Genomic DNA, 24,615 nt, shown 5'->3' with positions numbered 1-24,615 from the left:
TTGTTGTTTATAGCATAGAGACAGTGGTGTTAACGCACTGTCGAACCTAGCGTGCTAACAGCACTGATTCAGCTCCATCAAGGGCGTCGGTTGAAGAGATAATAACCTGGTCACCCTCGGTCAAACCTGCCAGTATTTCCACTTCACTTAAGCTGCGCGCACCTATCGTAATAGGCTGGCGTAATGCCATATTGTCTTTAATGACATAGGCAAAGCGACCATTGTCACTTTGTAAAAATTGACCACGGGGTAGGGTTAACACAGATGACTTGTTTTCCATGAGTATTCTTGTGCTCAGTCGCTGATTCTGCCTTAGGCCTTCTGGTTGCTTTAGGGCTTCGCCTTGATGGTTTTCTTTGGCGAAACGCACACGCCCGGCCACTTGGTTATTCTCAATTTCGGGGGAAATAGTCACTAAAACAGCGGCGTATTGTTGAGAGTTTAAACTGACTTGTGCATCCATACCGATCGCTAAGTCGTCTGCGTAACTTTCGGGGATATCAACGTCTAATTCAAATTCGGATAAATCCACCACACTTAAAATCGGTTGATTCTTACTAACCTGATTTTTCTGTTGCACCGCAAGGTTGCCAACGATGCCATCCACAGGAGAGCGCACTTGAAGCTGATCAACTTGGCGCTTAGTTTCTGATACCTGTAACGCTTGGCGTTGTACCAATAACTGCTGGGTTTTTAACTCAAAGTCGAGGCTTTCTTGATCTAAGCTGGCGTCTTGCAATGCATGCTTGAGCACCAACTGCGCATTTTTTAAATCGTCTTGGGCTTTTTCAAAATCAATTTGACTTATGGCATGGGTGGCATAGGCATTATCGGCGCGGCGCTTTTCACGCTCTGCTGCTACGGTGGCAACCTTAGCCAAATCCGCGGCTTTTTGTTTCTCAAGGGCGAGTTTTTTGCCTTGGATCCGTTGTCTGTCTAATTCCAGCTTATTACGTTGTAAGCTAGATTCTTCTTGCTTGAGCTGATTAGTTAATTCTGGACTTTCAATCGTTGCCAATAATTGGCCTTTCTTTACTTTGTCCCCGGCATCAACTTCAAAGGTGATCGTGCCTTGCGCTGGGCTATAAAGGCGAGGGCTAACGGCGGCCACAACACGACCTTGGACGGATAAATCTCGTACAAAGTCTTTTACGGTCACTGTGGCTACCCGCACATTTTGCATCGACAGACTGGTATCCGCAGACGACCAGTTACGTACCGTACTCCAAAATACATAAATAAGCGCTGCGCACAGAAAAAGAACAGCGACGACAACCCATAGGCTTTTCTTAGAAGAAGGTTTTTCGAGCACGGTATCCTGTGCACTTGTATCGGTTATATTCAATTATGTTCCTTGAGACATTCGCCATAGACGAGTACATTTACACCTTGACCCAAGCCTTTTAACGTCTTGTTTCACAAGGGTAAATTAATTGCGCCTGAGTGTCTATACAACTTGATAACAATTACTTACATTTTGAAAAAAGGATGAGAATAAACATTATGTTAGCCCTACGTCCTACGTGCGAGCACTGCAACAAAGCATTACCACCTGATGCCAAAGATGCCATGATTTGTTCATTCGAATGCACCTTTTGTGCAGTGTGTGTTGAACAGATATTGTCAAATGTATGCCCTAATTGTGCAGGCGGTTTAACCCATCGGCCGATCCGCCCTAGCCGTAACTTCGTTAATCATAATTGTTTAGAGCAATACCCCGCGAGTAGCGAGATAATTCATAAACCTGTTGATCTGAAGAAACACAAATTACTGTTAAGTATGCTCAAAGGACTCGGCCCCGAGTTTAGATGAGAACCTCATACAGCAAGGCCTGAAGGACTGTTTAATAAATTTCGATGATGCTTGTGTATAAGATGTTAAATCTATAACGTTCTGTTTACGTAAATTAAAGGATAACGTTGTGATGCAAGCACAGCCGCAAAAACACTTTTCAACCTGTACCCTATGCGAAGCCATGTGTGGCATTGAAGTGACCACAGTGGAACGTGAAATTATCTCCATTGCTGGGGACAAAAAGAACCCCTTTAGCGAAGGTCACGTATGCCCTAAAGCGGCTGCCCTTAAAGATTTATACGACGATCCACAACGTTTACGCCAACCTATGCGTAAAACAGCCTCAGGCTTTGAACCTATTGGCTGGGAAGAAGCACTAGATACGGTCGCCGAAAAATTACATGGCATTCAACATAAGCACGGTAAAGATGCAGTTGGGGTCTACTTAGGTAACCCAAATGCCCACAATATGGGCAGCATCTTATTTGGTCCGTATTTCTATCGCGCCTTGAACACCCATAATCGCTATTCCGCGACCTCTGTTGATCAATTGCCTCATCATATTGTGAGTCGACAGATGTTTGGGCATCAGCTGCAAATTCCAATTGGTGACATTGATCACACCGATTATTTCATGATCATAGGTGGTAATCCTCTAGCTTCAAACGGCAGTATCATGACAGTGCCGCACATTAAACGTCGCTTGAAAGCGATCCAAAAACGTGGCGGCAAGGTGGTGGTGATCGATCCTAAAAAATCAGAAACAGCAGATATAAGCTGCGACCATCACTTTATTAAACCAGGTAGTGATGTATTGCTGATGTTAGCCATGTTGCATACGTTATTTGCAAAAGGCTTAGTGGATGCAGGAGAGCTACTAGAGCACGCTCCGGATTTACTGCAAGTTGAAGCATATGTAAAACCGTACTCACCAGAGCGAGTGGCAAAGAGAGTAGGGATAAGCAGCGAAGAAATAGAGACAATGGTGAGCGAGTTTTGCGCAGCAAAGTCGGCTTTTTGTTACGGCAGAATGGGCGCGAGTGTGCAAGTCTTTGGCACATTGACCCAGTACCTTATTATGTTGTTCAACATGCTTTCTGGTAACTTCAACCGCCGAGGCGGCATGATGTTCACCCAACCTGCGGCAGATACCTTACCCCACTCTGGGCGTGGCACCATGGGTAAGTACAGCTCGCGTGTACGTAAGTTGCCAGCCTTTGCGGGTGAGTATCCTGTCGCTGCATTGTCAGAAGAAATCACCACCCCAGGGGATGGGCAAATTAAAGCCATGGTGATAGGTGGGGGCAACCCGGTACTCACCACATCAAATGGCAAACAGCTAGATAAGGCCTTTGAGCAACTAGAGTTTGTGGTGGCGGTAGATTTCTACATTACCGAAACCAGTCGCCACGCGGATATTATTTTGCCACCCGTCACCGCTCTAGAGCGGGATCATTACGACGTGGTATTTCATAATTTCGCGGTGCGTAACAGTGCGAAATTTTCACCTGCATTATTTAGCCAACCAGCGGATACCAAAACAGATTGGCAAATATACCTTGGCCTAGCAGAGCGCATCGATCAGCTAAATGGTAAAGCCACTGAGCATTATGCCAAATTGTGGGATAAAGAGCCTACTGGGGTGGTGGACGACATGCTCAAATCCGGTCGTTACGCCAATGGCGAGCACGATATTAGTATTCAAACCTTGCGCGATCAGCCTCACGGCATCGACTTAGGCCCTTTACAACCTGAGTTACCCGGGGCTATTTATCACACAGACAAAAAAATCAGCATGGCATTTGATTACTTCATGGCTGATTTGCCTAGAGTTGAGCACCATTTTTTCAGTGATTTGTCTCCCTTGAACGCTCGTTCAGCAGCTACGTTAGATTTGATTGGTCGCCGTCACTTGAAATCAAATAACTCTTGGCTACATAACAGCCCAAGAATGATGAAAGGCGTGAAGAGCAATCAAAAAGGCCAAAACCCCCGTTGCAGTGCGCAAATACATCCAGATGATGCAGCACGGTTTAGTATTAAAGATGGGCAGTTTATTACTGTTACATCTAGGGTAGGCCAAGTGGAAATTGCCGCTGAGCTAACTGAAAAGATCATGCCTGGCGTGATTTCTATCCCTCATGGCTGGGGTCACAATAAAGCGGGTAGTAGCTGGTCGTTAGCTGAGCAAAACAGTGGGGTGAGTGTCAACGATTTGACCGATGAAATGTGCCTCGATGAATTGTCTGGCAATGCAGTGCTTAACGGCGTGCCAGTGACCATTGCTGCGCTTGAAAGCCCACCAGAATAATTGCTAGATATAAAAAGACCGGCTCACGTTATTCTGGTACGTGAGCCGGTTTTTTTGTTCAAATTAAGCATTCCTCTTACTTTTATACCTATGAGGGACCTGTTTAATCGGCGCTGGCCGACTCTTCACGGGAGACCCTGAAAAATCCAGCGTACAACACAGGTACCGCGCCTAACGTCAGCACCGTGCCCACAGCGAGACCAAAAGCAATCACACACGCCATGCCATAAAAAAGTGGGTCGTGGCTGAGTATCAATGGCAGTAGGCCCGCCACGGTAGTAATGGTGGTCATCGCAATAGGCCGGACCCGAGTAATACAGGCGTTCACTATGGCATCGTAATCAGATGCACCGTCACGTCGCTCAATATCAATTCTATCAATCAACACAATTGCGTTATTGATGATAATCCCCGCTAAGCTGTACAAGCCCAAGGTCACCATAAAACCAAACGGTGCAAACATAACGCTTAAGCCCAGTACCGCTCCGATAAAGGACAGAGGCATGGTTAATACAATAATGCCTGCACGCCTAAATGAGTTAAATTGCGCCACTAACAAAATCAGAATCAAGCCTAATACCATTGGCATGCTTGCGCTAAGCGCCTGTTGCGCTTCTTGTGATTGCACAATCACACCGTCGTATTCGATGTGATGATTTAGCGGCAGCTCAGCGGCTAATTTTTGAATATCTGCATCGATTATTGCTTTTAAATCTTCTGCAGCCATACGGCTATTTCTGGCCTCAACACTGACAGTGGTAAACATGTCTTCGCGCTGAATAATCGAGTATTGGTTTACCGGTGAAAACTCAGCTACCTGAAACAGCGGGATAGCCTTGCCCGTGGCTTGAGAGAACACATTCAATGAGCGTAAACGGTCTAGGTTGTGCCTCTCGGCGTCACTGGCCCTGAACATGATAGGGATAATGTCATCTTCTTCTCGAAACTCTGTGACCGATGCACCAGAGAAATACGCTTGCAAAGAATTGGCGATGTCTTGTGAAGTAACTGATGCGCGGCGGGCACGTTGCTGGTCAACCCGCACTTCAATCTTAGCGATCATACTTTCCCAGTCATTGCGGATGTCCCGGGTATCTGGCACATCATAGAGCAGGTCCATGACCTCCTGAGCTTTTTGATAAATGACGTCTTTGTCTGGGCCCTTAACTTGGATTTTAATCGTTTTTGAGTCAGACGGGCCCAAGAACATCTTTTTAGCCCGCACAGAGATGTTGACGAAATGCTTTTCGAGATCTTCATCAAGCTTAATAGCTAACGCGGCGATGTCGTTCTCTGGTTTGATATTGAGCACCATAAAGGCTTTATTCTCGGCGGGATCCTCAGGACTCAGAGACAATACAAAGCGTGGCCCACTGAAACCAACATAAGCAGAATGGCTTTCAATAAAGTCATAACCTGAATCATTATCAAGCCAATCCATAATATTGCGCATTTGGGTGTTAGTTTGCCGCTCAGATGTGCCGCTGGGTAAATCGATGTTAACGATCAATTGGTTGCGATCAGATTCAGGAAAAAACTGTTTTGGTATCATTTTCATGGCGAATACCGACGCGATTAATAGTGCGAACAGCGTGCCCATAAAGAGCAATTTATAGCGCAGGATCACGTGCAAGAACGATTCGTAACGCCCTGTAACTTTCTTTGAAGCCAGTGCATCAGCGCCACCCTGGGGCTCATCCACTTTGATAAAGTGATAACACAACAGTGGTGTAACGCATAGCGCCAGCACCCAGCTGGTCAATAAAGTGATCAAGATAACCAAGGATACCGAACGCGTGTACTCTCCGGCAACGTGCTCAGCGAGCATCAGGGGTAAGAAGAACAAAATAGTCGTGGCGGATGAACTGAGTAAAGGTACGGCAAGTTCTTTACCGCCTTGGGTCATGGCCTTGAAACGCTCTTCGCCATCTTCTAAACGTCGCTTAAAATCCTCAGCGATAACGATGCCATTATCCACCAGCAAACCTAAGGCGATGATGAGCGTGGCCAGACTCATGCGCTCTAAACGAATGTCAAAAACTTGCATAATAGTTAAAGTCGAGAGCATGACAAATGGCACTATCGTGCCAACGATTAGACCAGTGCGCATGCCTAAGAAGAGCACCACCACAATCAACACGATAATGAGCGTTTGTAATACGTTCATAGACACACCTTGAACGGTTTTTTCCACTTGCTCGGCTTGGTACGTGGCGATATGCAGCTGATACCCAACAGGCAGGGAACTTTCAAGTTGTTCAATGGCGGCTTTGAGGCGAGGGGCATACTCCAATATATTGTATTCAGGCAACATAGAAATGGCGAAGACAATAGCTTGCTCGCCATTGAAGTAGGCTAAGTCATCTGGCGGGTCAACATAGCCTCGATTAAGTGTGGCAATATCGCTAAGCGCAATTGACTCTTGGGTCCCTGGAATGGTTATGTACGTTTCGGCTAAGTCTTCTAGACTGCTAAAGTTGCCCGTAGGCTCAATGATAAAAGACAATAAGCCTGTGTCGATTTGTCCGCCCGAACTAATGATATTCTGGGTTTGAAGTGCGCTCATTAATGCATTGGGAGAAATGCCTAGCTGAGAGAGTTTCGCGTTAGAGGTTTCTAAATAAATGCGCTCATCTTGTACCCCTAGTAATTCAATTTTTTTCGTACCTTTTACCGCATACAAGGTATCCCGGGTGTGCTTTGAAATGTCGAACATCTTGCTTAAGTCAAAACCATCTGCGGTGAGTGCCAATGTCAGTACTGATACATCGCCAAACTCATCATTCACATAAGGAGCGCTGGTTCCTTCTGGAAGTGAGGCTTGTGCTTGCGCCACCTTGTTGCGCACGTCTTGCCATATTGCATCTAAGTTGAAGTAACGGTCGTATATTTCTACGTGAATAACGGATAAACCGGTAGAGGAAGACGAGCGTAGTTTTTCCACTTCGGGTATTTTGCGGATTTCTTCCTCTAGTGTTTTGGTGATCAATAGCTCGACACGATCAGGCGACATACCAGGGTAGGCAGTACTCACAATTGCTTCACGAATAGTGATGCTTGGATCTTCACGTGCAGGCAGGGTGAAGTAGGAGATGACGCCATTGATGAGTAAAATAGCAACGATCATCAGTACCAATTTCTGATGTTTAAAAGAAAATTCCGTAAGATTCATAGTGCTCAGCCGTTAGTTGAAGCGTTTTACATTGGCATCGAGCAAGGTCACTTTCTGACCATCTCGCAGAAAGGACACGCCCGCGATAGCGATAATTTCCTGCGCTTTGAGGCCCTTTGCGATAAAGACCTCATTACCCAAAATGTTGCTGGCCACTACGTCTCGTTTTGACACGGTTTGCGTAGCGTCGTCATAAACAAATACGTACTTAGTTTGATTCAAGCCCGCACCTAACGCAGACACAGGAATGATCATGGTTTCTTTCGCCGCTACATTTGCGCCATTCATCTGACCGCCAAGGTTCTTGCCTTTAGCACTCTGGTCATCGGCAGATTGGCCCTCAGTGCTTTGACCATCTCCTACTTGGGACAAGGCGTTTTCATATGTCTCATTGATATAAGTGATGTCTACTTCAGCCGTCATTCCAGCGCGCAGTTGCGGTGAACTGCCGTTTAAGACCATAGTGATAGGGAATGCATTTGCGGTTTCAGCTCGAGTACCCACTTCGGTGATAACACCCGTTAGTTCAACATTTGGCGCAGCAGGGAAACGCACAGGAACAATCATGCCGTTGGATAATTGTTGAATTAAACTCTCAGGTACTGACACATGAACTTCAAGACCACCGTGACCTTCAACTTCAAATACGCTTTGTCCCGGAGAAATTTGCTGTGATGGCTCGATCATACGTTTAGTAATAACGCCATCGTAGGGTGCTTGAAGGGTACTGTCTTGTCGGTCTTTGGTGGCTAGTTCAAGCTGACTTTTAGCGACTTCAACGTTACTTAGGGCTGATTTATACGCTGCTTCTGCGTTGTCAAAACCAGACTTTGATACCAACCCTTGTTCAACAAGTTCTTTATAGCGCTGATACTCATTTTCAGCTTCGTTCAATGCGGAGCTAGCTTGGGCATATTTCGCTTGAGCGGATTGATAGTTAAGATTAAAACTGCGTTGGTCGAGTGTGGCTAGCACTTGACCCTTAGTGATTTTCTGGCCTAGATTAACCGATACACCATCGACTTTACCGCCAACCAAAAAGCTCAGTGACGCTTTTTCAATTGCGGCAGTGGCACCGGCTAATCTGCGCACTTGGGTCAAGTCATGCGTTTTTACTTTTGCCCAAGCAATGGGCCGAATGACTTCGTGCTTAACCTCTGATTGTTCAGAACAAGCGGTGAGCACAAAGAGTATGCTCAGTACTAGGCTGCTAAATAAATATGTAGTTTTGTTCACGTGTTCATCCTAGAAAATGAAATTATTACGGTTAACTTATTCTTAAATACACTACTTTATGTTACGCGTAACCTACGCGGGCCTTTAAAATAAATATCTGTCTAATATGCCTTCACTATGTATAACTCCACGTAATCGCCAGCTTGATGTGTACAGAAGAGCGGAAAACGCGGTGTGCGACTCGCGGTGTCCGACACCCGCTGTGCGTAAACCATCACCACTGTTGTGCACATAAAATGCGCTATTTGTCGGCGCTTACTGATCCTGTGATTGTGCTTTATTTAGCACACTGGTCCTATTATTGGTGTCTCGACTCGCAACAATCACTTGGTCACCGTATTGGGTGTTGTTCGATTTGGCGAGACGGTCATAAAGCAATACGTTCACCGTCGCTGCTAAGTTCATGCAGCCTTTAGTCGGTACATACACCACATGTTGGCATCTATCTAAAATGCTTTGTTCAATAGAGCCATCTTCTGGACCAAATACATAGTATGCATGTTTAGGGTGACTAAAGTGAGGTAAGGGCGTAGCGCCCTCTACTAATTCGACAGCCACCATGGCTATGCCGGGCGCTGGCTCAGGTGTGGTGACCTGTTCAACTGGAATGTTTAAACCGACATTTTTAGTATCGGTATTGAACGCTCGAGCGCGCGCATAACGTTCCCCTGTGTAGTAGATGGTATCAGCGCCATAACATCCGGCTGCACGCAGAATACTGCCCATGTTTTGTGGGCTTTTAGGATTAATGATGCACAGGGTGACGCTGTCCATTTTAATTTCGCTGCCGTCTGCAGTTTGACCATCATCGGTGTCTTGGTTTTTGCTATCAGTATCAATATTATTTTGCATTTCTGTCGATATTCCCATTAACCCGCCAATATCTGATTAATGTTGGCAAGTTGTTCTGGGCTAAATTGTAGGTTGTTCAAAGCGGCTACGCAGTCTTCAATTTGTTCCACTCGGCTAGCGCCGATAATTGCAGAGGTCACAGCCTGGGGTTGAAGTACCCAAGCCAATGCAAGCTGCGCTAAACTCTGATTGCGCTCAATGGCTACTTCGTTGAGCTTTTGCACCTTTGCTATTTTGTCTTGAGTGATATGGTCAGCGCTCAGATGGATTTGCTCAGTGCGTGCAGCGCGTGAACCTTCAGGGATACCCCTAAGATACTTATTGGTTAGGAAGCCCTGGGCTAATGGGGAAAACACCACTGAGCCAACGCCGTTGTCCGCAAGCACATCTGTCAAACCCTCTTCAATCCAACGGTCAAACATATTATAGCGGGGCTGATGCACCAACAATGGCGTGCCTAAATCATTAAGAATAGCGATAGCCTGTAGAGTTTGCTCGGCGCTGTAATTTGAAATGCCCACATACAAAGCACGTCCCGAGCGCACGATATAATCTAAGGCTTGCATCGTTTCTTCCAGCGGCGTGTCCGGGTCAAAGCGATGGGAATAAAACACGTCAAAGTATTCAAGTCCTGTGCGCTTTAAGCTTTGGTCACAGCTGGCAAGCAAATACTTGCGTGAGCCACCAATGCCAAACGGGCCTGGCCACATGTCGTAACCGGCTTTACTGGATATCAGTAACTCGTCGCGATAGGGCGCTAAGCTCTTTGTCATTATCTTGCCAAAGGTTGATTCAGCAGAGCCGTAGGGAGGGCCATAATTGTTGGCTAAATCAAAATGATTGATCCCCAAGTCAAACGCTTTGTGCACCATCGCTTGAGCATTGCTGTATGTATCGACTTCGCCAAAATTTTGCCATAAACCTAAGGATAAACGGGGTAGTTGAATACCGCTTTTACCACAACGTTTGTAGGGCATATTTTGGTAGCGGGCTTCGCTTGGTAAATAGGTAGGGTTTGGCTGATGGGTGATCATAGCAACTCGACTGGCAAAATTTTCGATAGCCTAAACCAAAGCCTTTGAATTCTCAATTTATGTATGACAATTCAAAGGCTTCAACGGCACGCTAAATCTCAACGACTTTATTCGCCCATTGTTTCGAGGTCTCTATTAAGTGTGCGGTTTTCGCTCGCATGCGCAGCAGTAATACATACGCCAGAGGAACCAGCACCAAGCTAGTCGCGGTAGAAAAGGTTAAACCACCAATAATCGCTATCGCCATAGGGGAATAGGCCGGGCCATCACCGCCAATAGAGGTGTTACCCAGTGCTAATGGCACTAAGCCAACAATAGTGGTCGCGACTGTCATCAAAATAGGTCTCACCCGGGTTAAACATGCTTCAATGACAGCGGCATTGATTGCTATACCCTGACCAATCAACTGATTTATCCGGTCGACCAGCACAATGCCGTTATTCACCACAATTCCCATCAATATCAGCATGCCTATCATGCTCATGACTGACATAGCGGTGCCTGTGACAAACAACGCCCAAAATACACCGGTCAGTGAGAATAATAATGAGGTGATGACTGCGGTGGGTAACAGTAATGATTCAAACAGTGCAGCCATCACGACGTAAATCATGCAAATGGCCAATAACATGTTGGTTTGCATGACAGCTTCATTCTGGTTTTGTCTATCGATACTGCCATCAAAGGTCCAACTATAGCCATCGGGTAGGGTGAGGTACTGCATCACGTTTTCGATACGCTCTTTGGCTTGCTGCAGCGTAACGTCCTCTTCCATATTGGCACCTATGGTCAAGGAGGTTTGACGGTAACTACGGCGGATTTCTGCTAAGCGCGGTACGATTTCGGTTTCGCTGACCATATCTAGCGTAATAGTCCGCTGACCAATGCGAGAAATGGTGAGGTTTTTAAGTTCTGTAATAGACTCCTGCAGTGCTTCATCGAACAGCATACGTATCCCAATCTCACCACTTTCAGCGTCTCTAAAGGTACGAAGGTTAGTACCGCGTAAACCACTGGCAATAGTGTTGGCCACATCGCTGGCGGATAAGCCATAACGATACGCTTTATTTCGATCGACAATCACTTGCAGTTCGAATTTCTGATTATTGCCCTCAATTCCCACGTCAGTCAGGCCATCAATTCGCTTAATTGCTGGTAATACACGTTCAGCGACGTCACTTAAGGATGCAGATGAGTCACCTAATAAGGTTAGCTGCAGACCACCGCCATTACCTTCTTCCCACTTAAAGGATGGCCGAGCGCGGGCAAACTTAGGCATATCTTTGAGGATCCGCTCTTTTAGTTCGCCTTTGGAGATTGGCATATCATTTTTTAGGGTCAGCGCTGACGTCGCTTCACCCGCTGTAAAATAGGTGTAGACCTGCTCAATTTGAAACGCATCTTGATTGGCGTACAAGTAAGCTTCCATTTTGTCGACTGACTTTTCGACCTCAGCTAAACTGTAATTGCCTTGTATGTCATAGTTAAGCCATAACCGACTGTTGTTGTCGTCATCATCATCCCCAGTGACAAACTGCATAGGAATAGCCGTGCTGACGAGTATCAGTAGAGCAATAACACACGTTAGGCCACGGTGCGTTAGAGACCAGCTAAGGACGCGTTGGTATTGTTCGGCGAGTTTGCCCATGCCAGGTGCTTGAGCAGTTGCATTCACGGTTTTACTCGATAGGCCGCTGGATAATCGGCTAGTAAGCAGGGGGATCAAGGTTTGGGCGATAAGCAAAGACGCAAACAATGAAATACAAATCGCAATGGCCACATGCTCAAGAAATATGGTGAGATTCACTTTTACGCCAATTATGTTAGGTAAAAATACTATTGCTGTGGTGGTCGTCCCTGCAATCACCGCCAAGCTGACTTTACCCACACCGGCTTTTGTCGCGTCAATTGGGTTAGGGTAATGATTGCGTTCTTGTTGAATACTCTCGGTGACTACCACGGCGTTATCCACTAACATGCCCACCGCAAGCATCAAACCCATCATGGACAGTATGTTGATGGTGTACCCCATAAAGTACATACACCCTAACGTGATGCAAATAGAAAAGGGCACAGATAAAACAACGATTAATGTTGTGGTTAAGTTTCGTAGAAACGTATACAGCACCATAACGGATAGCAGTGCACCGAGTAAGCCTGCATTGAGTAAATCGCCCAGGGACTCGGTCACACTGGCAGCTTCATCATCCATCACGAAAAGTGTGATGCCTGTAAAGGCAGGACTCTCATCGGCGTGGTTAATGACTTTCATGACTGCATCGGACACCGCGACCAAGTTACTGTTTGACTCCCTATAGATATTAAAGCCAACGGCGTAGGTTCTATCTAAATGTCTGCCCTCGGTGCGCTTAGGGCTTTCATAGCCGATTCGGGCGATGTCACTTAACAGTACGCCCTTTTTGATGATCAACGCGTTAATGTCTTCTATATTGCTAAATTCGCCCTGGGGATTGATGGTTATCTTTTGTTCTAGGTCGTAAAAAGAGCCTGCGGTCATAGCAAAGTTTGCTTGGCGCAGCGCACTGAGCAGTTGCTTATTGGTAATACCCAAACTGGCTTGTTTTTGGGTATCTATACGAATAGCGATCTGTTTTTTAAGCACGCCGTACAACTCAACTTTTGACACACCTGCAACCCGTTCAATGGGTATTTTAAGGTTGCGCTCAAGTAAGTCATAGGCATCAGACAAGTCACGCTCACTGGATACCCTCAACTGGAAAATAGGTAAATCACTGGTATTGAATTGATAAACCAAAATTCGCTCTACATCTGCAGGTAAGTCATTGCGAATGGCGTCTATCTTTTCTCTGGCTTCAATGCCCTTGGCTTTGAGGTTTTCGTCCCAGGCAAATTGTAGCTGTATTTCAGCCGCGTCTTCGGTTGATTTCGAACGTAAGCGCTTGATGCCTGACATGGTGGCCAGTACTTCTTCCACTGGGCGAGTGATCATTTTCTCTATTTCAGCCGGTGTGGCATTTTCATAAGGAATTCGAATGGCTATTTCAGGGATATCAATACTGGGGAATTTCTCCAGCGGTAATAGTTGCGAGGCCAAGATGCCAAATAACAACATGGACAAGAACAACATTCCTATTGTCACGGGGCGTCGCATAGCAAAGGCCGCTAAGCTGGCGCCTGCAGCGGCGAATTTTGCTTGCTCTTGTTGATTTTGTTGCATGTCGGGCTTATTCATAACCTAGCGCCTTGTTTGTCATGCTCGTCGGTTGCGCATTTTGCGCCATTAATGCATCTGATTTGCGATCAAACAGGGCATATAAACACGGAATAAAGAACAAGGTGAGCAGCGTTGCGAACAGCAAGCCAAATATCACGGTGACTGCCATAGGAATGCGCATCTCAGCACCTTCGCCAAGCCCAAGCGCCATCGGCAGTAACCCTAGGGAAGTGGTTAAGGTTGTCATCAATATAGGGCGAAGTCGATTGTGGGCGGCTTCGATAATAGCCTGTGTCTTTATTACGCCCTCTGTCCTCAACTGATTAATGCGGTCAATAAGCACAATCGCATTATTCACCACAATACCTGCCAACATGATAAGACCAATAAACACCACCACGCTGATGTTCGTTTGAGTGATAAACAAGCCGAATATGGAGCCTGCACATGCCAGCGGCACAGTGAGCAATATCAATAGTGGATGCAACAGCGACTCAAATTGAGATGCCATGACCAGATACACTAAGAAGACAGCCAGTGCCAGAGCAAACTTCAAAGACGCGAAACTGGTTTTCATCTCTTCGCTTTGCCCGGCCACTCGTGCTTGCAGCGAATACGGTAAGTTCATGTCTTTAATATGTTGATTAGCCATCTCAACAGCTTGGGCTAAATCACCATAGGCGAGATTGGCAGATATCACCGCGACGCGTTCTTGCCCGATACGAGTAATTTCACTTGGTCCAATAGACATGCTCAAGTCCGCTACGGCATTTAAAGCAATGGCTCGCTGTGCCCCAGGATTCACTATAATGCGCCCTATATCCTCAATTGAATCACGCTGCGTGATGAGGCTGCGCACCAGAATATCAATTTTGCGATCATCTAAATTGAACTGGCTTGCCACTTCACCACCGACTTTGGCGTTTATCAGTGTGGACACCTGGGGTGCACTTAAGCCTAGTTGAGCAAGTTTTGCGTGATCAAAGGTGATTTTAAGCTCTGGTGTGCCTCGCTGCAGGGAGCTGGTGACATCGCTAAAACGCGAGTCTTGTTGTAGAGCGTCTACTAAGATTGTGCTGTATTTAGCCAAGCTAGTGAGGTTGTAGCCAACTAAATCGATAGATAACGGAGCTGCAAAGCTAAACAATTCGGGTTGGCCAAACTCTGCCTGCACCCCAGCTTGTCTTTGTAAGTAGTCTCGCATTTTCTGTTGTAGACTTTTTAGTTGCTCACTTGTTGCATTGCTTTGCATCACAACATTTAATTTACCCCAGTTTTCGCCGCCCTGGCTGGCTGACGCGTTCATTAAACTGCCAGTGCCGGCCAATGAATAAGTGCGTTTTACGCCGTCCTGCGCCTCGGTAAAGGCGGACAATGCGGATAAGGTATTATCGGTATGGCTGAGCAATGTGCCGCTTGGTAAGGTGACTTCAACGTAGAATTCCCCCTGAGACATACTCGGGATGAGCTCCATACCGAGCCGCGGAATAAACATTAATGAGCTGGCGGCCATTGCCACTATGCCAACCAGCAGCAACGCGGGTGCCCGCAGTGCAAGTTTTAGTAAGCGTGCATAGTAAATAGACACGAAGTTGAGGCCTTTATCAAATAGCCATAGCAGCGGTTTGAAAATAATGCCCATTAGCTTAGCTAACGCTCTAAAAACGATGAGTACTGCTGTAGATAAAATAAGGGGTAGGTAATGAAACACCCCACGGGATAACCACACAAAAGGCAGCGCGAGAGTGGCGAAGATCCGTCTGGTGACACTTGGTTCGCCGCCACTTTTAACACCAGCCTGACCAACAGAGCTGTTATTAAGGCTAGGGTCAATGTCAGAATCAAACCCTGCACCAGACGAATTAATGGTGTCATATAAGGGGTTTGTTAACGGGCGTGGGGTTTGCTGATGCGTGTTAGCGCTGTCCGTTACACTTAGGGACGTGTCGCCATGAGCGGGTTTCGAGCGCGCTCGTGCCGCCAACATAGGAATAACGGTTAAGGCAACAAGCAAAGAGGCTCCTAACGCAAAGGTAACGGTCAGGGCTTGATCGGCAAACAATTGACCGGCGATACCTTTAACAAATACCAAAGGAAAGAATACCGCCATGGTGGTAAGGGTAGAGGCGATGATCGCCATGGATACCTGTTTCGTTCCTTGTGCTGCCGCCTGTTTAACATCGCTTTGTGTTTGCTTGTGCCGCTCTATGTTTTCAAGCACGACAATGGCGTTATCGACCAATAGGCCGATGGCCAACGCAATACCGCCCAAACTCATGATGTTCAAGCTGATGTTGTTGCCATACATAAGGTTGAACGTGGCAATGATAGACACAGGAATAGAAAGAGAAATGATGAGGGTGGGCCAAACATTACGTAGAAATAAATACAACACCACCATCGCCAGCACCCCACCTATTATGCCTGCAGATTTCACATCGTCGATGGCATTAGCAATGAATACTGACTGGTCATAAATCAGCTGGATTTTGTAGTTAGCCGGTAATGCGCTTTCTAGTTGACGCAGTTCTGCATTTACATTTTGTGCAACTTGTACTGTATTAGCATCCCCCTCTTTGTAAATGGCAATTTCGACTCCTTCTAACCCGTCGAACCGTGTAATTGAATCCCGCTCTTTATAAGCATCTTGAATAACAGCAATATCACCTAAGCGGATATTTTTGTTGTCACGTCGAGCAACAAACACATTTTGCATATCTTGTATGCTAGTGAACTGATTAAGGGTGCGTACGGTGTAAGCTTGAGAGCCATCGTCGACACGCCCGCCTGCAGCATTAACGTTTTCTTCTTTTAAGCGTTTGATGATGTCGCTCATGGGGATGGCTAATTGACTGGCCTTTTGTTGATCAACCAATACGTGAATTTCGCTTTCTAAGCCGCCGCCTATTTTGATCGACGCCACACCGTTTATGGATTCTAACTTACGCTTAATTTGTTGCTCTGCGTACTCCCGCAGTCGTTTCATGCTAGTTACATCAAGGGCGGCGCTTTGAGTGACGTCAACGTTTTTTCCGTTATTACTGGTGCTACCAATGCCGAAACCGAGTCGCATGACGGGATCTAAACTTGGGTTAAAACGCAGCAACACTGGCTTTTCAACGTCTAATGGTAAAATTAAGGTATCGAGCTTTTCGCGTACCTCTAGACTTGCCATGTCCATGTCAGTGCCCCATTCAAACTCCAGTAGCACATCGGACTGCCCAGAGGTAGATGAAGACGTGACCTTACGCACGCCTTTAACAACGCCAATGGTTTCCTCAATAGGCTTAGAGACAAGCTGTTCGATTTCGCCAGGTGCTGCCCCCACATAATCGGTACGAATAGTCAGGGTAGGGTAGGATAATTCAGGTAATAGGTTAATGGGTAAGCGTGACAGCGACACCATGCCAAATAACACAATGGCAAAGGTGAACATCCACACCGCGACCGGGCGCTTAACTGCTATATCAACAATATTCATGCTAGGTGTCCTTACTTAGCGAGTGTGATCGGCGTTTGAGGCTGTTGTGTCTGTATCTGCGGCTTCGCCCGCGTCATCACCGTTAAATTTAATGGGCTTTTGAGTGCTAGAAACTGGCTCTGCAACAGGTGATTGTGCCTGTAACATAAGTGAATCGGCATTAACCACTTCTACAGGTGCTTGGTCTTTCAAATTTTGATGACCGGTAATCACCACATGCTCGTTGCCCTTCAAGCCACTGAGTATCTCTACATAGTCACCCTCTTGATAACCCACTTGAATTTCTTGTTTGTGGGCAAGGCCGTCATTCACAACAAACACATTGACTTTATTATCAATGCTGAGCATGGCTTTACGAGGCATAAGAGTAGCGTGCTGGTGGGTGTCGTAATTCAAACTGACATGGGCGAACATACCGGCTTTAAGCAATTTTTTATCATTTGGTACACGAAGCGTCACTTTAAACGTGCCAGTGGCAGCATCGATGACTGGGCTGATGCGCTCAACATAGGCAGTGACCGTACTGTCTTGCAATGCACTTAAGGTTAATTTTGCCGCTTGATTTTTATGCACCCGAGACAGTTCTTTTTCAGGTAAGTAGACAACGCCATGTAATTCATTTTGTTCGACGATATGGAACATTTGAGCACGTTGAAATGATTCGGTTAAATTACCCACTTTGGCGTTACGTGCGGCAATATAACCAGAAATAGGCGCCACGATAGTGGCTTCTTTTAAGTCTAACTGCGCTAGCGATAACGTCGCCTTAGTGGATGCGTATTGGGCGCTAATTTTATCGTAGGTGTCGTCGCTCACTAGCTTTTGGTTATACACCTTGTCTATTTTTGCTAACTCTTTTTCGATGCCAATTAAATCCGCTTTTGCCCGTGCGAGGTTTAAGCGATAACGCTCTGGCTCTAACTGCGCAAGTACTTGACCTTTGGTGACGTAATCACCTTCTTCAACGTAAATGTGTTCGATGATGCCCGAAGCGCGGGCGACTACGTAGGCTTCTTCCTTGGCTTCAAGTACCGCTGTGGTGGTGTAATTAGAGGAAATCTCGCCGATATGCAGTGCGCCTGCTTCTACGGGCACGGAAATGACCAATGCTTGTTCGGGCTCAGTGCTGGTGGCATCTGCGCCGCCACAAGCCGAAAGCAGTGCAGTGCTCATAAGTAATGTAAGTATCGTGAGTGCGTTAAAACTGATAAACGGTACCGTTTTAATCGTCATTTTATTCCCCTGTATCGTTATTTTTATGATGCTAAATATGTGTGTAAAGACCATGCGATGACGCGTTAAGCAAACTTTGTAGCGCTTAGGTCTGTTTTTTTCTTAACACAGCAGAAGTTGTGCCATGTAAAAAATTAACTTTTATTACAATAAAATCAGTGTGTTATCTGATTTTTCTCGACTTCTAATTTTTTAGGTTAGGTCAAACAAACGATAGTTTGGCGTAAACCCCCACTTATTCGTCACGAGCCAAAGTATGCGCAAATCGATGCTGTCGGTTAGATGAAAAACACCGGAACACCGCGAGCGAACGGGTTGTTTTTTGGACAGTAAAAGTTGCAAGCACTCAAGCAGTTTGTTCACAAGCGAACGCTGTGAAAGGCCTATCTAATATATGGCGGAAAAAGGTTAAGTTATTGTATTTTAGCGAATTTATATTCTTAGGATTGGTTTGGCATAACACTTGTTTAAGCCTAGTTCAGCAACGTGAATAGCTTTGCTTTGTAACCAACACTCTTGATTAAGCAATACGGAGATAAACTATGAAAAAATTTACCCTTACGACACTAGCAGCGACCTCTTTACTTATGACTTCAGGTGCTTCCTTTGCTGCGACGAATGATGGTGTTGATCACCACGGTATTTATGTAGGTGCCGGTTATGGTTTAGTAGATGTGGATGGAGATGAAGACTTTGACCGTGACGATAACGCAGCCAATGTGTATATCGGCACACAGTTTAACCAATACGTATCGATTGAAGGTGGTTACATTGATTTCGGCGAGTACGGTAACGATACGTTCAACACCGAAGTTGACGGCTATACACTTGGCTTAAAAGCGGGTTTGCCAGTCAACGAATATATCACCGTGTACGCTAAAGGCGGACAGTTATGGTGGGACGCTGACATCAACGCAGCCGGTGTGAATGACAGCACAGACGGTGATGACTTGTTTTATGGCGTGGGTGCATCTTTCGCTGTGTCTGAAGGTTGGGATGTGCGCTTAGAATACACACGCTTTGACTTAGAGTTTGAACGTGATGAAATCGGCATTTTGTCAGAAATCGACAGCTTCGACAGCGATGTTGATTACGCCAGTGTTGCCGTGCAGTACACGTTCTAAGTTATACCACGCAGTGAGAATAATGCGCAAAAAGGGCCTGCTAAAAGCAGGCCCTTTTTTTATGTTTACCGTATTTATACGAGTAGAAAGGTACTAGTTAGCATCTCCTTGTGCCGCCGCAATTATAATTTTCATCGCTTCTTCTTTGCTAAAACCAGACTCAATTAGCGCTTCATAGTACTTTCTTTGTAATTGTGCTCTCGCCTTTATCAACTCAGGGTCGCTCATGGCGCGTACCTGATTCTTCATTTGTTCAGCTAATTGCGAATTAACAAAATCAAGAGGGCTACCCATTTGCTGGGCATGTGTGCTGGCCGTGAAAAATGTGCTCATCGCCACACCAGCGATGAGCATAGCAACACCTCTTGGTGTAACACGTGATAGATAAAACTGGGGCATGAGATGTTCCTTTTGCAGTTAATGGCATAAAACAAGCTATGGTTTGTCTACTTAGCAATGCCGGGCAGTAGAGTCGGTTTAATCTAAAAACTCTTTAATCTAAGAGTTCTGTGTTTAATGGTAATAACCGTCTTTATCAAAGTAACATTAGAGACAAGGCTTCACAGAATAAGTTGCAATGAAAATGGTGGGTGTAAATAAGAGGAAGTAGGCGAGAATAATCGTAAATGAATATAATAAGGCCCAGTGAAAACTAGGCCAAATCGTTTGCATGATAGCGCGACTGGCGAGTCGCTTAGCGCGTTAAGGTTTTAATCAAATCGCTGTGTTGCGGGAAGGTGCTGACAAGTTCTGCTTGTTCAGCTAACTGCATGTCTTGATATTCAAAACCCGGCGCGACGGCTTCGCCAATAAGCCCATAACCATAATCACCGGTCGTGGATATTTTTGATGCTTTCCATGTACCGCCTTTTACCACCATTTGCATCTCATGACCTTGGGTTGGATCAGGGCCGAGTATATGAGTTTCAAGGCTGCCGTCTTGATTGAGCAAATAATAGGTAATGGGGTCACCCACGTGGAAGTAATGCATAATATCCGAGCGGTTCATGTGAAAGTGACCGATGGGCGATTTCGCACTGAGCAAATAGTAGATAGATGTCATATTGACGCGCTCCCCATGCTCTGTGCTTAACATGGGGCGGTGATCCGCTTTAAACGTTTGACGATAAAAGCCGCCTTCCACATGACCCGTTAGATTAAGCGATTTTATTAGCTCTTCTGCGCTGAGTTTGGCATCCACCGGCTCAGTGGTCGGGGTTAACATCTCGTTTAATGTATCTTCATCTGGGGCCACTTTTGATGCCTCATAGGGCAGGGCATCTTTGTAAATATCCCAATTAGCGATGATATCATTCACCACTACACTGCCGACACTGTAGGCAGATTCAAGGGCTGATTGCATTCCAGCATAGCCATTTTCTCCGCTTTCCATGGCAAGGTTGTTTGCGGCGGTTAGACTGTCGGGCTGCATTGAATAGTTGCTAGCAGCGCGCAATACCATAAAACGCGACTTGTCAGCTTTTTGCGCGTTATCCAAATAGATCATCGATTGATAACTGCCGGTGTCTTCCATGCCTGAGGTCACAAAGTTAGCTTGGCCGTTACTCCAATAGGCTGACCAATCATTGGCCCATTCATTTAGTAATTTTCCATGCCAGAAAGTAGCTGCCGCCATGTGGTCGCCAATTAATACAAACGGACGTTTACGGGCATTGGGGTAATTGATGTATTTTTCACGTAATTCGTACATCGCAGGATAGTCGCTTAGTGCAGTGTCTTTACTTAACTCATAGGCCCATTTGGTTAGCTGAGTGTTAAGCTGATAAGCCTCACCATTCATGGCTTGTACCTTTTCATCGCTCGGCGTTGTTGGTTCTGCGCTGATAGGCTCTACGCTAAATAAGGGAAAATAACCGCTTTTCCAATCTGCCGGAATTTCTCTGGCGTCAATTTCATGCGCTAGGTCGCCATCAACTAACCAGTTGGCCCACACAGCTGAGCCGATTGAGGCATCTTGCGGGTCAACCCCGGCTATGCCAGCGACTAACCAATAGGCGTGCGTTAAATCAAAGCGAGGATCTAACCCTAGGGCCATGATAGCCGCAGCTGCCTTTGCTGTGCCCATACCCGTGACTATGCCCATAACGCCAGTGTCTTCATTCACGTAGATATCGTGATGTGACATAGGAAATGCATAGCGGGTATCTAGATTTTGGCCTTCTTTCCACATTTGGAATTCGCCGGGCTTGTCGTCATCGTCTTCGCCAATTTCAAACATGGTGACCACAACGACTTTAATTTCTAGAGGTTGGGTGATTTCAGTGGCGGCTTGCGACGTGTTTGCAGCGCTTGTTGGCGATGTAGTTGATGATGGCGTCGTACTTTGACACGCAGTTAACGCAAGGTTTAAAAAAAGGATACTGGTGAGACAAAGCGCAGATTTGGAAAACGTTTTTAGCATAATGTAACCGTATATAAAAAAACAGGCATGCTAAATAGCATACCTGTCTGTTGGAATAAATCACCTATAAACATGACTGGTGATTAGAACTTATAAGATACCGACGCTTGATAGTGACGTGGTAACTCAGGCAACACAATTTGTGCACCAAACAAATCAGGGAAGTTAGCACGATAGTACTCTTCATCCGTTAAGTTTTTGATGTTCAAGCTGGCTGACCAAGTATCTGTGGTGTATGTCACACCTGCATTCACCAAAGTGTACGAAGGTAGTTTCACAGATTGTGAGAAGCTAGAGTAAGTCTCATCAGCACGCACAATGCTGGCACTCGCCGCATAACCGTTTAAGAAGTCATAAGTGGCGTTTAACGTGTAGATGTTTTCAGGGATACCGGCTTTTCTGGCTGATTCTTTACTTGCACCTTCAGGGATCAGTGTTAAACCGACTGGGTTACCACCAAACACCAATGATGGGTCAGTTAAGCTGGTTAAATCTTCAGCACCTAAGAAACCGAACAATGAACCACCGTTGCCGTCGTTGTACGCGGTTAAGTTATACACCTTCATTTTGGTATAACCGGCGCCGACTACTAGTTGGTCGTTCACTACCCAACGTAGTTCAAATTCGGTACCTTTGTTTTGCGTGGTAGCGTTGGTCACAATTGCTTGTGCGTTAAAATCAGAACGCTCTTGTTCATATACAGACAAGGCGAAATATAACGAATCGTCTAAGAACGAACCTTTTACACCAAACTCAGTGAGCTCAGATGTATCAAATGCGCCGTTGTAGCTATTGCCTTCATCATCGATTAACTGACCGTAGCCTATTTCCGCACCTTGACCGGCCACTAAGGTTGCTTGCTCAGCGAGTGTCACATAGGGGATCAAGCCAAACTCGGTTTTATATGAAATACTGGTATTCCATGAGGTACCGTCAACCGTTTCACTGGTTGACAGAATGTCACCTTTTTCGAGCAATAAATCACCGCGACTTGTTGTTTCTATGTCGATGGTGTCGTAACGCAGACCTAATACGATATTCAAACCCCAGTCCCATGTTAGGTCTGTCATGGCAGCGATACCGTAATCGGTATAATTGCCCTTATCGTAGTTATCGTAATTGTCGTTGATACGAGTCGCCATTTCACGTCTATCAAGCGCTGTTGATTCCATGGTTAAATCGCGACGGTTGAAGTACTCATAGGTGAAATCATCACCGTGTAAAAAGTTGGTGTGACGAATTGACGGTGATACTTGAAATTGTGCTAGCAACGAGTTGCTTTCGTATTCAGTAGAGAAGATAAGTTTGTTTTCGACCACAGAGCTGTTGTGAAACTGCGCGAAACCATAAGCGTTCTCGTTTAAGTTCTCATAGTCTTCATAGAAGAATTGATTTTTGATTTCCCAGCCGTTATCGCTGTAGTAAATCGCATCGAAATACAAGGTTTGTACCGTGTTTTGCAAGACATCATCAGCTGCGACCAATACTTGATTGCGGCCCAATGTGGTCGTACCCACATTTTCTAATTGCATTAGATCAGTAGCATCTGCATCTGTGAACAAAGAAGGCACGGCGTAAAAGAAACCATTACCTGCTAAGTTCACTGCGCCATATTCTTCATGAGAAATTGCACCGCTACCATCTGTGTCGATGTTTTTCGCTGTACCTGTGATATAGGTGCCGTTATCGATTAGATCCTGCGTTAAGCGGTTCCAACCAGCCACTTGGTTACCGTCGTAATCGTGGTACATACCGCCGAATTCGAAACGAAGGTTATCCGTTACATCGATATTGAATGAGCCTTGTAGCACGGTTTGGTCGGTACCTGAGTTTTCATAATAGCTACCTGAATTTTCAACCTCGCCATACAAATAGAAACCTGCTTCTTTGCCGCCCAATGTAGCAGGGCCGCCGATTTCTGCGGTCATGACACTTTTATCCCATGACCCTAAGGTATAGGAAAAAGCGCCTTCATTTTCTTCAAGATACTGGCCACCACTGGCGCGTGCTGACTTGGGATTAAAGTTTAAGTAGCCACCGATTTTGGCTGGGCCATAAATTGGAGATGCAGGGCCACGCACAATATCAATGCGGCTTGATGCACCAATAGGAGTCGGATAGTTACCTGGGTTGTCTAAGCGCTTAACGCCGCGAAAATACGTTTCGCCTGGCGTACCACGCACGTCAAGTGAGCCTGCGACACCAAAAAATGATTGAGTAAACGTACCAGGCGAGAAGGCAACTAGATCGTCTATGTCGGTGACGGCAAAGCGCTCTAGCATTTCATCACTGATGGTAGATGCTGAACGGGGCGTCTCCAAAATTGACTTACCGAAGCCGAAAACGGCTTCTACGCCTTGACCAGGTAGACTACCTAGTGATCCCGTTACTTCAATTCGCTCTACATCGGCGGTTTCCTGAGTTGCCGATTCTTGAGCCGATATGGTGGGAGTTAGCGACATGGCTAATCCTAACAAAACAGCTTTGCTCAAGGTTGAGCTTTTAAATAAGGGATGGTTCATCTGTATTCCTCTCACTTTTATTCTTATGGATGTGTGTATAGTTTGAAATTATGGTGTTGCTACACGGACTAATAGCATGAAGGGTGCCAAAGACTTGTCCAAATGGTCAGGTAATTAGTCTAATAAGTAAGGCATTGATATTTATAACATATTTTATTTTTTGTTAGACCAAACACGATGAGGGTGACACAAAATAGTAGCGCAGCATTATTAGTTGCACCAAAATGGCTCGAAAATG

14 protein-coding genes are annotated in these 24,615 nt (G+C 45.8%); 3 read left to right on the top strand and 11 right to left on the bottom strand.

The genetic code is table 11. The annotated features are described in order from the left end of the window. Positions 1 to 46: 46 nt before the first annotated feature. Positions 47 to 1,345, bottom strand: a complete 1,299-nt coding sequence (locus tag AC0L6N_RS09220; protein WP_473480729.1) for an efflux RND transporter periplasmic adaptor subunit — start codon at positions 1,343 to 1,345, stop codon at positions 47 to 49. A gap of 158 nt (positions 1,346 to 1,503) precedes the next feature. Between AC0L6N_RS09220 and AC0L6N_RS09215 the strand changes: the two genes are divergently transcribed. Together AC0L6N_RS09215 and AC0L6N_RS09210 are read left to right on the top strand one after the other, a co-directional pair. Continuing rightward, positions 1,504 to 1,812 (top strand): DUF1272 domain-containing protein, encoded by a 309-nt coding sequence (locus tag AC0L6N_RS09215; protein ID WP_081429934.1) that lies wholly within the window; start codon positions 1,504 to 1,506, stop codon positions 1,810 to 1,812. A 112-nt stretch (positions 1,813 to 1,924) separates the two neighbouring features. Then, the gene (locus AC0L6N_RS09210; RefSeq protein WP_473481301.1) at positions 1,925 to 4,105 is read left to right on the top strand and encodes a molybdopterin-dependent oxidoreductase; all 2,181 of its coding nucleotides are present in this window, start codon (positions 1,925 to 1,927) and stop codon (positions 4,103 to 4,105) included. A gap of 103 nt (positions 4,106 to 4,208) precedes the next feature. Here AC0L6N_RS09210 and AC0L6N_RS09205 read toward each other — a convergent pair whose 3' ends face one another. The 7 genes from AC0L6N_RS09205 to AC0L6N_RS09175 all read right to left on the bottom strand — a co-directional run bounded on the left by AC0L6N_RS09205 (position 4,209) and on the right by AC0L6N_RS09175 (position 18,309). Continuing rightward, positions 4,209 to 7,277 (bottom strand): efflux RND transporter permease subunit, encoded by a 3,069-nt coding sequence (locus AC0L6N_RS09205; RefSeq protein ID WP_473480726.1) that lies wholly within the window; start codon positions 7,275 to 7,277, stop codon positions 4,209 to 4,211. A 12-nt stretch (positions 7,278 to 7,289) separates the two neighbouring features. Further along, the gene (locus tag AC0L6N_RS09200) at positions 7,290 to 8,513 is read right to left on the bottom strand and encodes an efflux RND transporter periplasmic adaptor subunit (protein ID WP_473480723.1); all 1,224 of its coding nucleotides are present in this window, start codon (positions 8,511 to 8,513) and stop codon (positions 7,290 to 7,292) included. Between the two features lie 255 nt (positions 8,514 to 8,768). Next, complete coding sequence (locus tag AC0L6N_RS09195) at positions 8,769 to 9,365, bottom strand: RNA methyltransferase (protein ID WP_473480719.1); 597 nt, start codon at positions 9,363 to 9,365, stop codon at positions 8,769 to 8,771. A 17-nt stretch (positions 9,366 to 9,382) separates the two neighbouring features. Beyond that, complete coding sequence (locus AC0L6N_RS09190; protein WP_473480717.1) at positions 9,383 to 10,399, bottom strand: aldo/keto reductase; 1,017 nt, start codon at positions 10,397 to 10,399, stop codon at positions 9,383 to 9,385. Between the two features lie 91 nt (positions 10,400 to 10,490). Next, on the bottom strand, positions 10,491 to 13,613 hold the full coding sequence (locus tag AC0L6N_RS09185; RefSeq protein WP_473480714.1) for an efflux RND transporter permease subunit: 3,123 nt from the start codon (positions 13,611 to 13,613) through the stop codon (positions 10,491 to 10,493). Further along, on the bottom strand, positions 13,606 to 17,076 hold the full coding sequence (locus tag AC0L6N_RS09180) for an efflux RND transporter permease subunit (protein ID WP_473480711.1): 3,471 nt from the start codon (positions 17,074 to 17,076) through the stop codon (positions 13,606 to 13,608). The genes AC0L6N_RS09185 and AC0L6N_RS09180 overlap by 8 nt, the downstream gene beginning before the upstream one ends. A gap of 15 nt (positions 17,077 to 17,091) precedes the next feature. Next, complete coding sequence (locus tag AC0L6N_RS09175; protein WP_473480708.1) at positions 17,092 to 18,309, bottom strand: efflux RND transporter periplasmic adaptor subunit; 1,218 nt, start codon at positions 18,307 to 18,309, stop codon at positions 17,092 to 17,094. Between the two features lie 542 nt (positions 18,310 to 18,851). Here AC0L6N_RS09175 and AC0L6N_RS09170 point away from each other — a divergent pair. Next, a complete protein-coding gene (locus AC0L6N_RS09170) occupies positions 18,852 to 19,433 on the top strand; it encodes a porin family protein (protein WP_011575028.1) in 582 nt (193 codons plus the stop codon). 93 nt (positions 19,434 to 19,526) lie between these two features. On the opposite strand, the gene AC0L6N_RS09165 is transcribed toward AC0L6N_RS09170, so the two are convergent. From AC0L6N_RS09165 to AC0L6N_RS09155, 3 genes are all read right to left on the bottom strand, one after another. Next, complete coding sequence (locus tag AC0L6N_RS09165) at positions 19,527 to 19,832, bottom strand: hypothetical protein (RefSeq protein ID WP_473480705.1); 306 nt, start codon at positions 19,830 to 19,832, stop codon at positions 19,527 to 19,529. A gap of 295 nt (positions 19,833 to 20,127) precedes the next feature. Further along, positions 20,128 to 21,855, bottom strand: coding sequence for a cupin domain-containing protein (locus AC0L6N_RS09160; RefSeq protein ID WP_473480703.1), 1,728 nt, complete (start codon positions 21,853 to 21,855; stop codon positions 20,128 to 20,130). Positions 21,856 to 21,938: 83 nt separating this feature from the next. Further along, positions 21,939 to 24,377 (bottom strand): TonB-dependent siderophore receptor, encoded by a 2,439-nt coding sequence (locus tag AC0L6N_RS09155; protein ID WP_473480700.1) that lies wholly within the window; start codon positions 24,375 to 24,377, stop codon positions 21,939 to 21,941. Positions 24,378 to 24,615: the final 238 nt, after the last annotated feature.

Source organism: Paraglaciecola sp. G1-13, assembly GCF_055809255.1.
This window is presented reverse-complemented; position numbering and strand designations above follow the sequence as displayed.

Bases quoted from the DNA above. Each gene is read 5' to 3' on its own strand.
- AC0L6N_RS09215 (WP_081429934.1), top strand. From the start codon at position 1,504: ATGTTAGCCCTACGTCCTACGTGCGAGCACTGCAACAAAGCATTACCA.
- AC0L6N_RS09210 (WP_473481301.1), top strand. From the start codon at position 1,925: ATGCAAGCACAGCCGCAAAAACACTTTTCAACCTGTACCCTATGCGAA.
- AC0L6N_RS09205 (WP_473480726.1), bottom strand. From the start codon at position 7,277: ATGAATCTTACGGAATTTTCTTTTAAACATCAGAAATTGGTACTGATG.
- AC0L6N_RS09195 (WP_473480719.1), bottom strand. From the start codon at position 9,365: ATGCAAAATAATATTGATACTGATAGCAAAAACCAAGACACCGATGAT.
- AC0L6N_RS09190 (WP_473480717.1), bottom strand. From the start codon at position 10,399: ATGATCACCCATCAGCCAAACCCTACCTATTTACCAAGCGAAGCCCGC.
- AC0L6N_RS09185 (WP_473480714.1), bottom strand. From the start codon at position 13,613: ATGAATAAGCCCGACATGCAACAAAATCAACAAGAGCAAGCAAAATTC.
- AC0L6N_RS09180 (WP_473480711.1), bottom strand. From the start codon at position 17,076: ATGAATATTGTTGATATAGCAGTTAAGCGCCCGGTCGCGGTGTGGATG.
- AC0L6N_RS09175 (WP_473480708.1), bottom strand. From the start codon at position 18,309: ATGACGATTAAAACGGTACCGTTTATCAGTTTTAACGCACTCACGATA.
- AC0L6N_RS09170 (WP_011575028.1), top strand. From the start codon at position 18,852: ATGAAAAAATTTACCCTTACGACACTAGCAGCGACCTCTTTACTTATG.
- AC0L6N_RS09165 (WP_473480705.1), bottom strand. From the start codon at position 19,832: ATGCCCCAGTTTTATCTATCACGTGTTACACCAAGAGGTGTTGCTATG.
- AC0L6N_RS09160 (WP_473480703.1), bottom strand. From the start codon at position 21,855: ATGCTAAAAACGTTTTCCAAATCTGCGCTTTGTCTCACCAGTATCCTT.
- AC0L6N_RS09155 (WP_473480700.1), bottom strand. From the start codon at position 24,377: ATGAACCATCCCTTATTTAAAAGCTCAACCTTGAGCAAAGCTGTTTTG.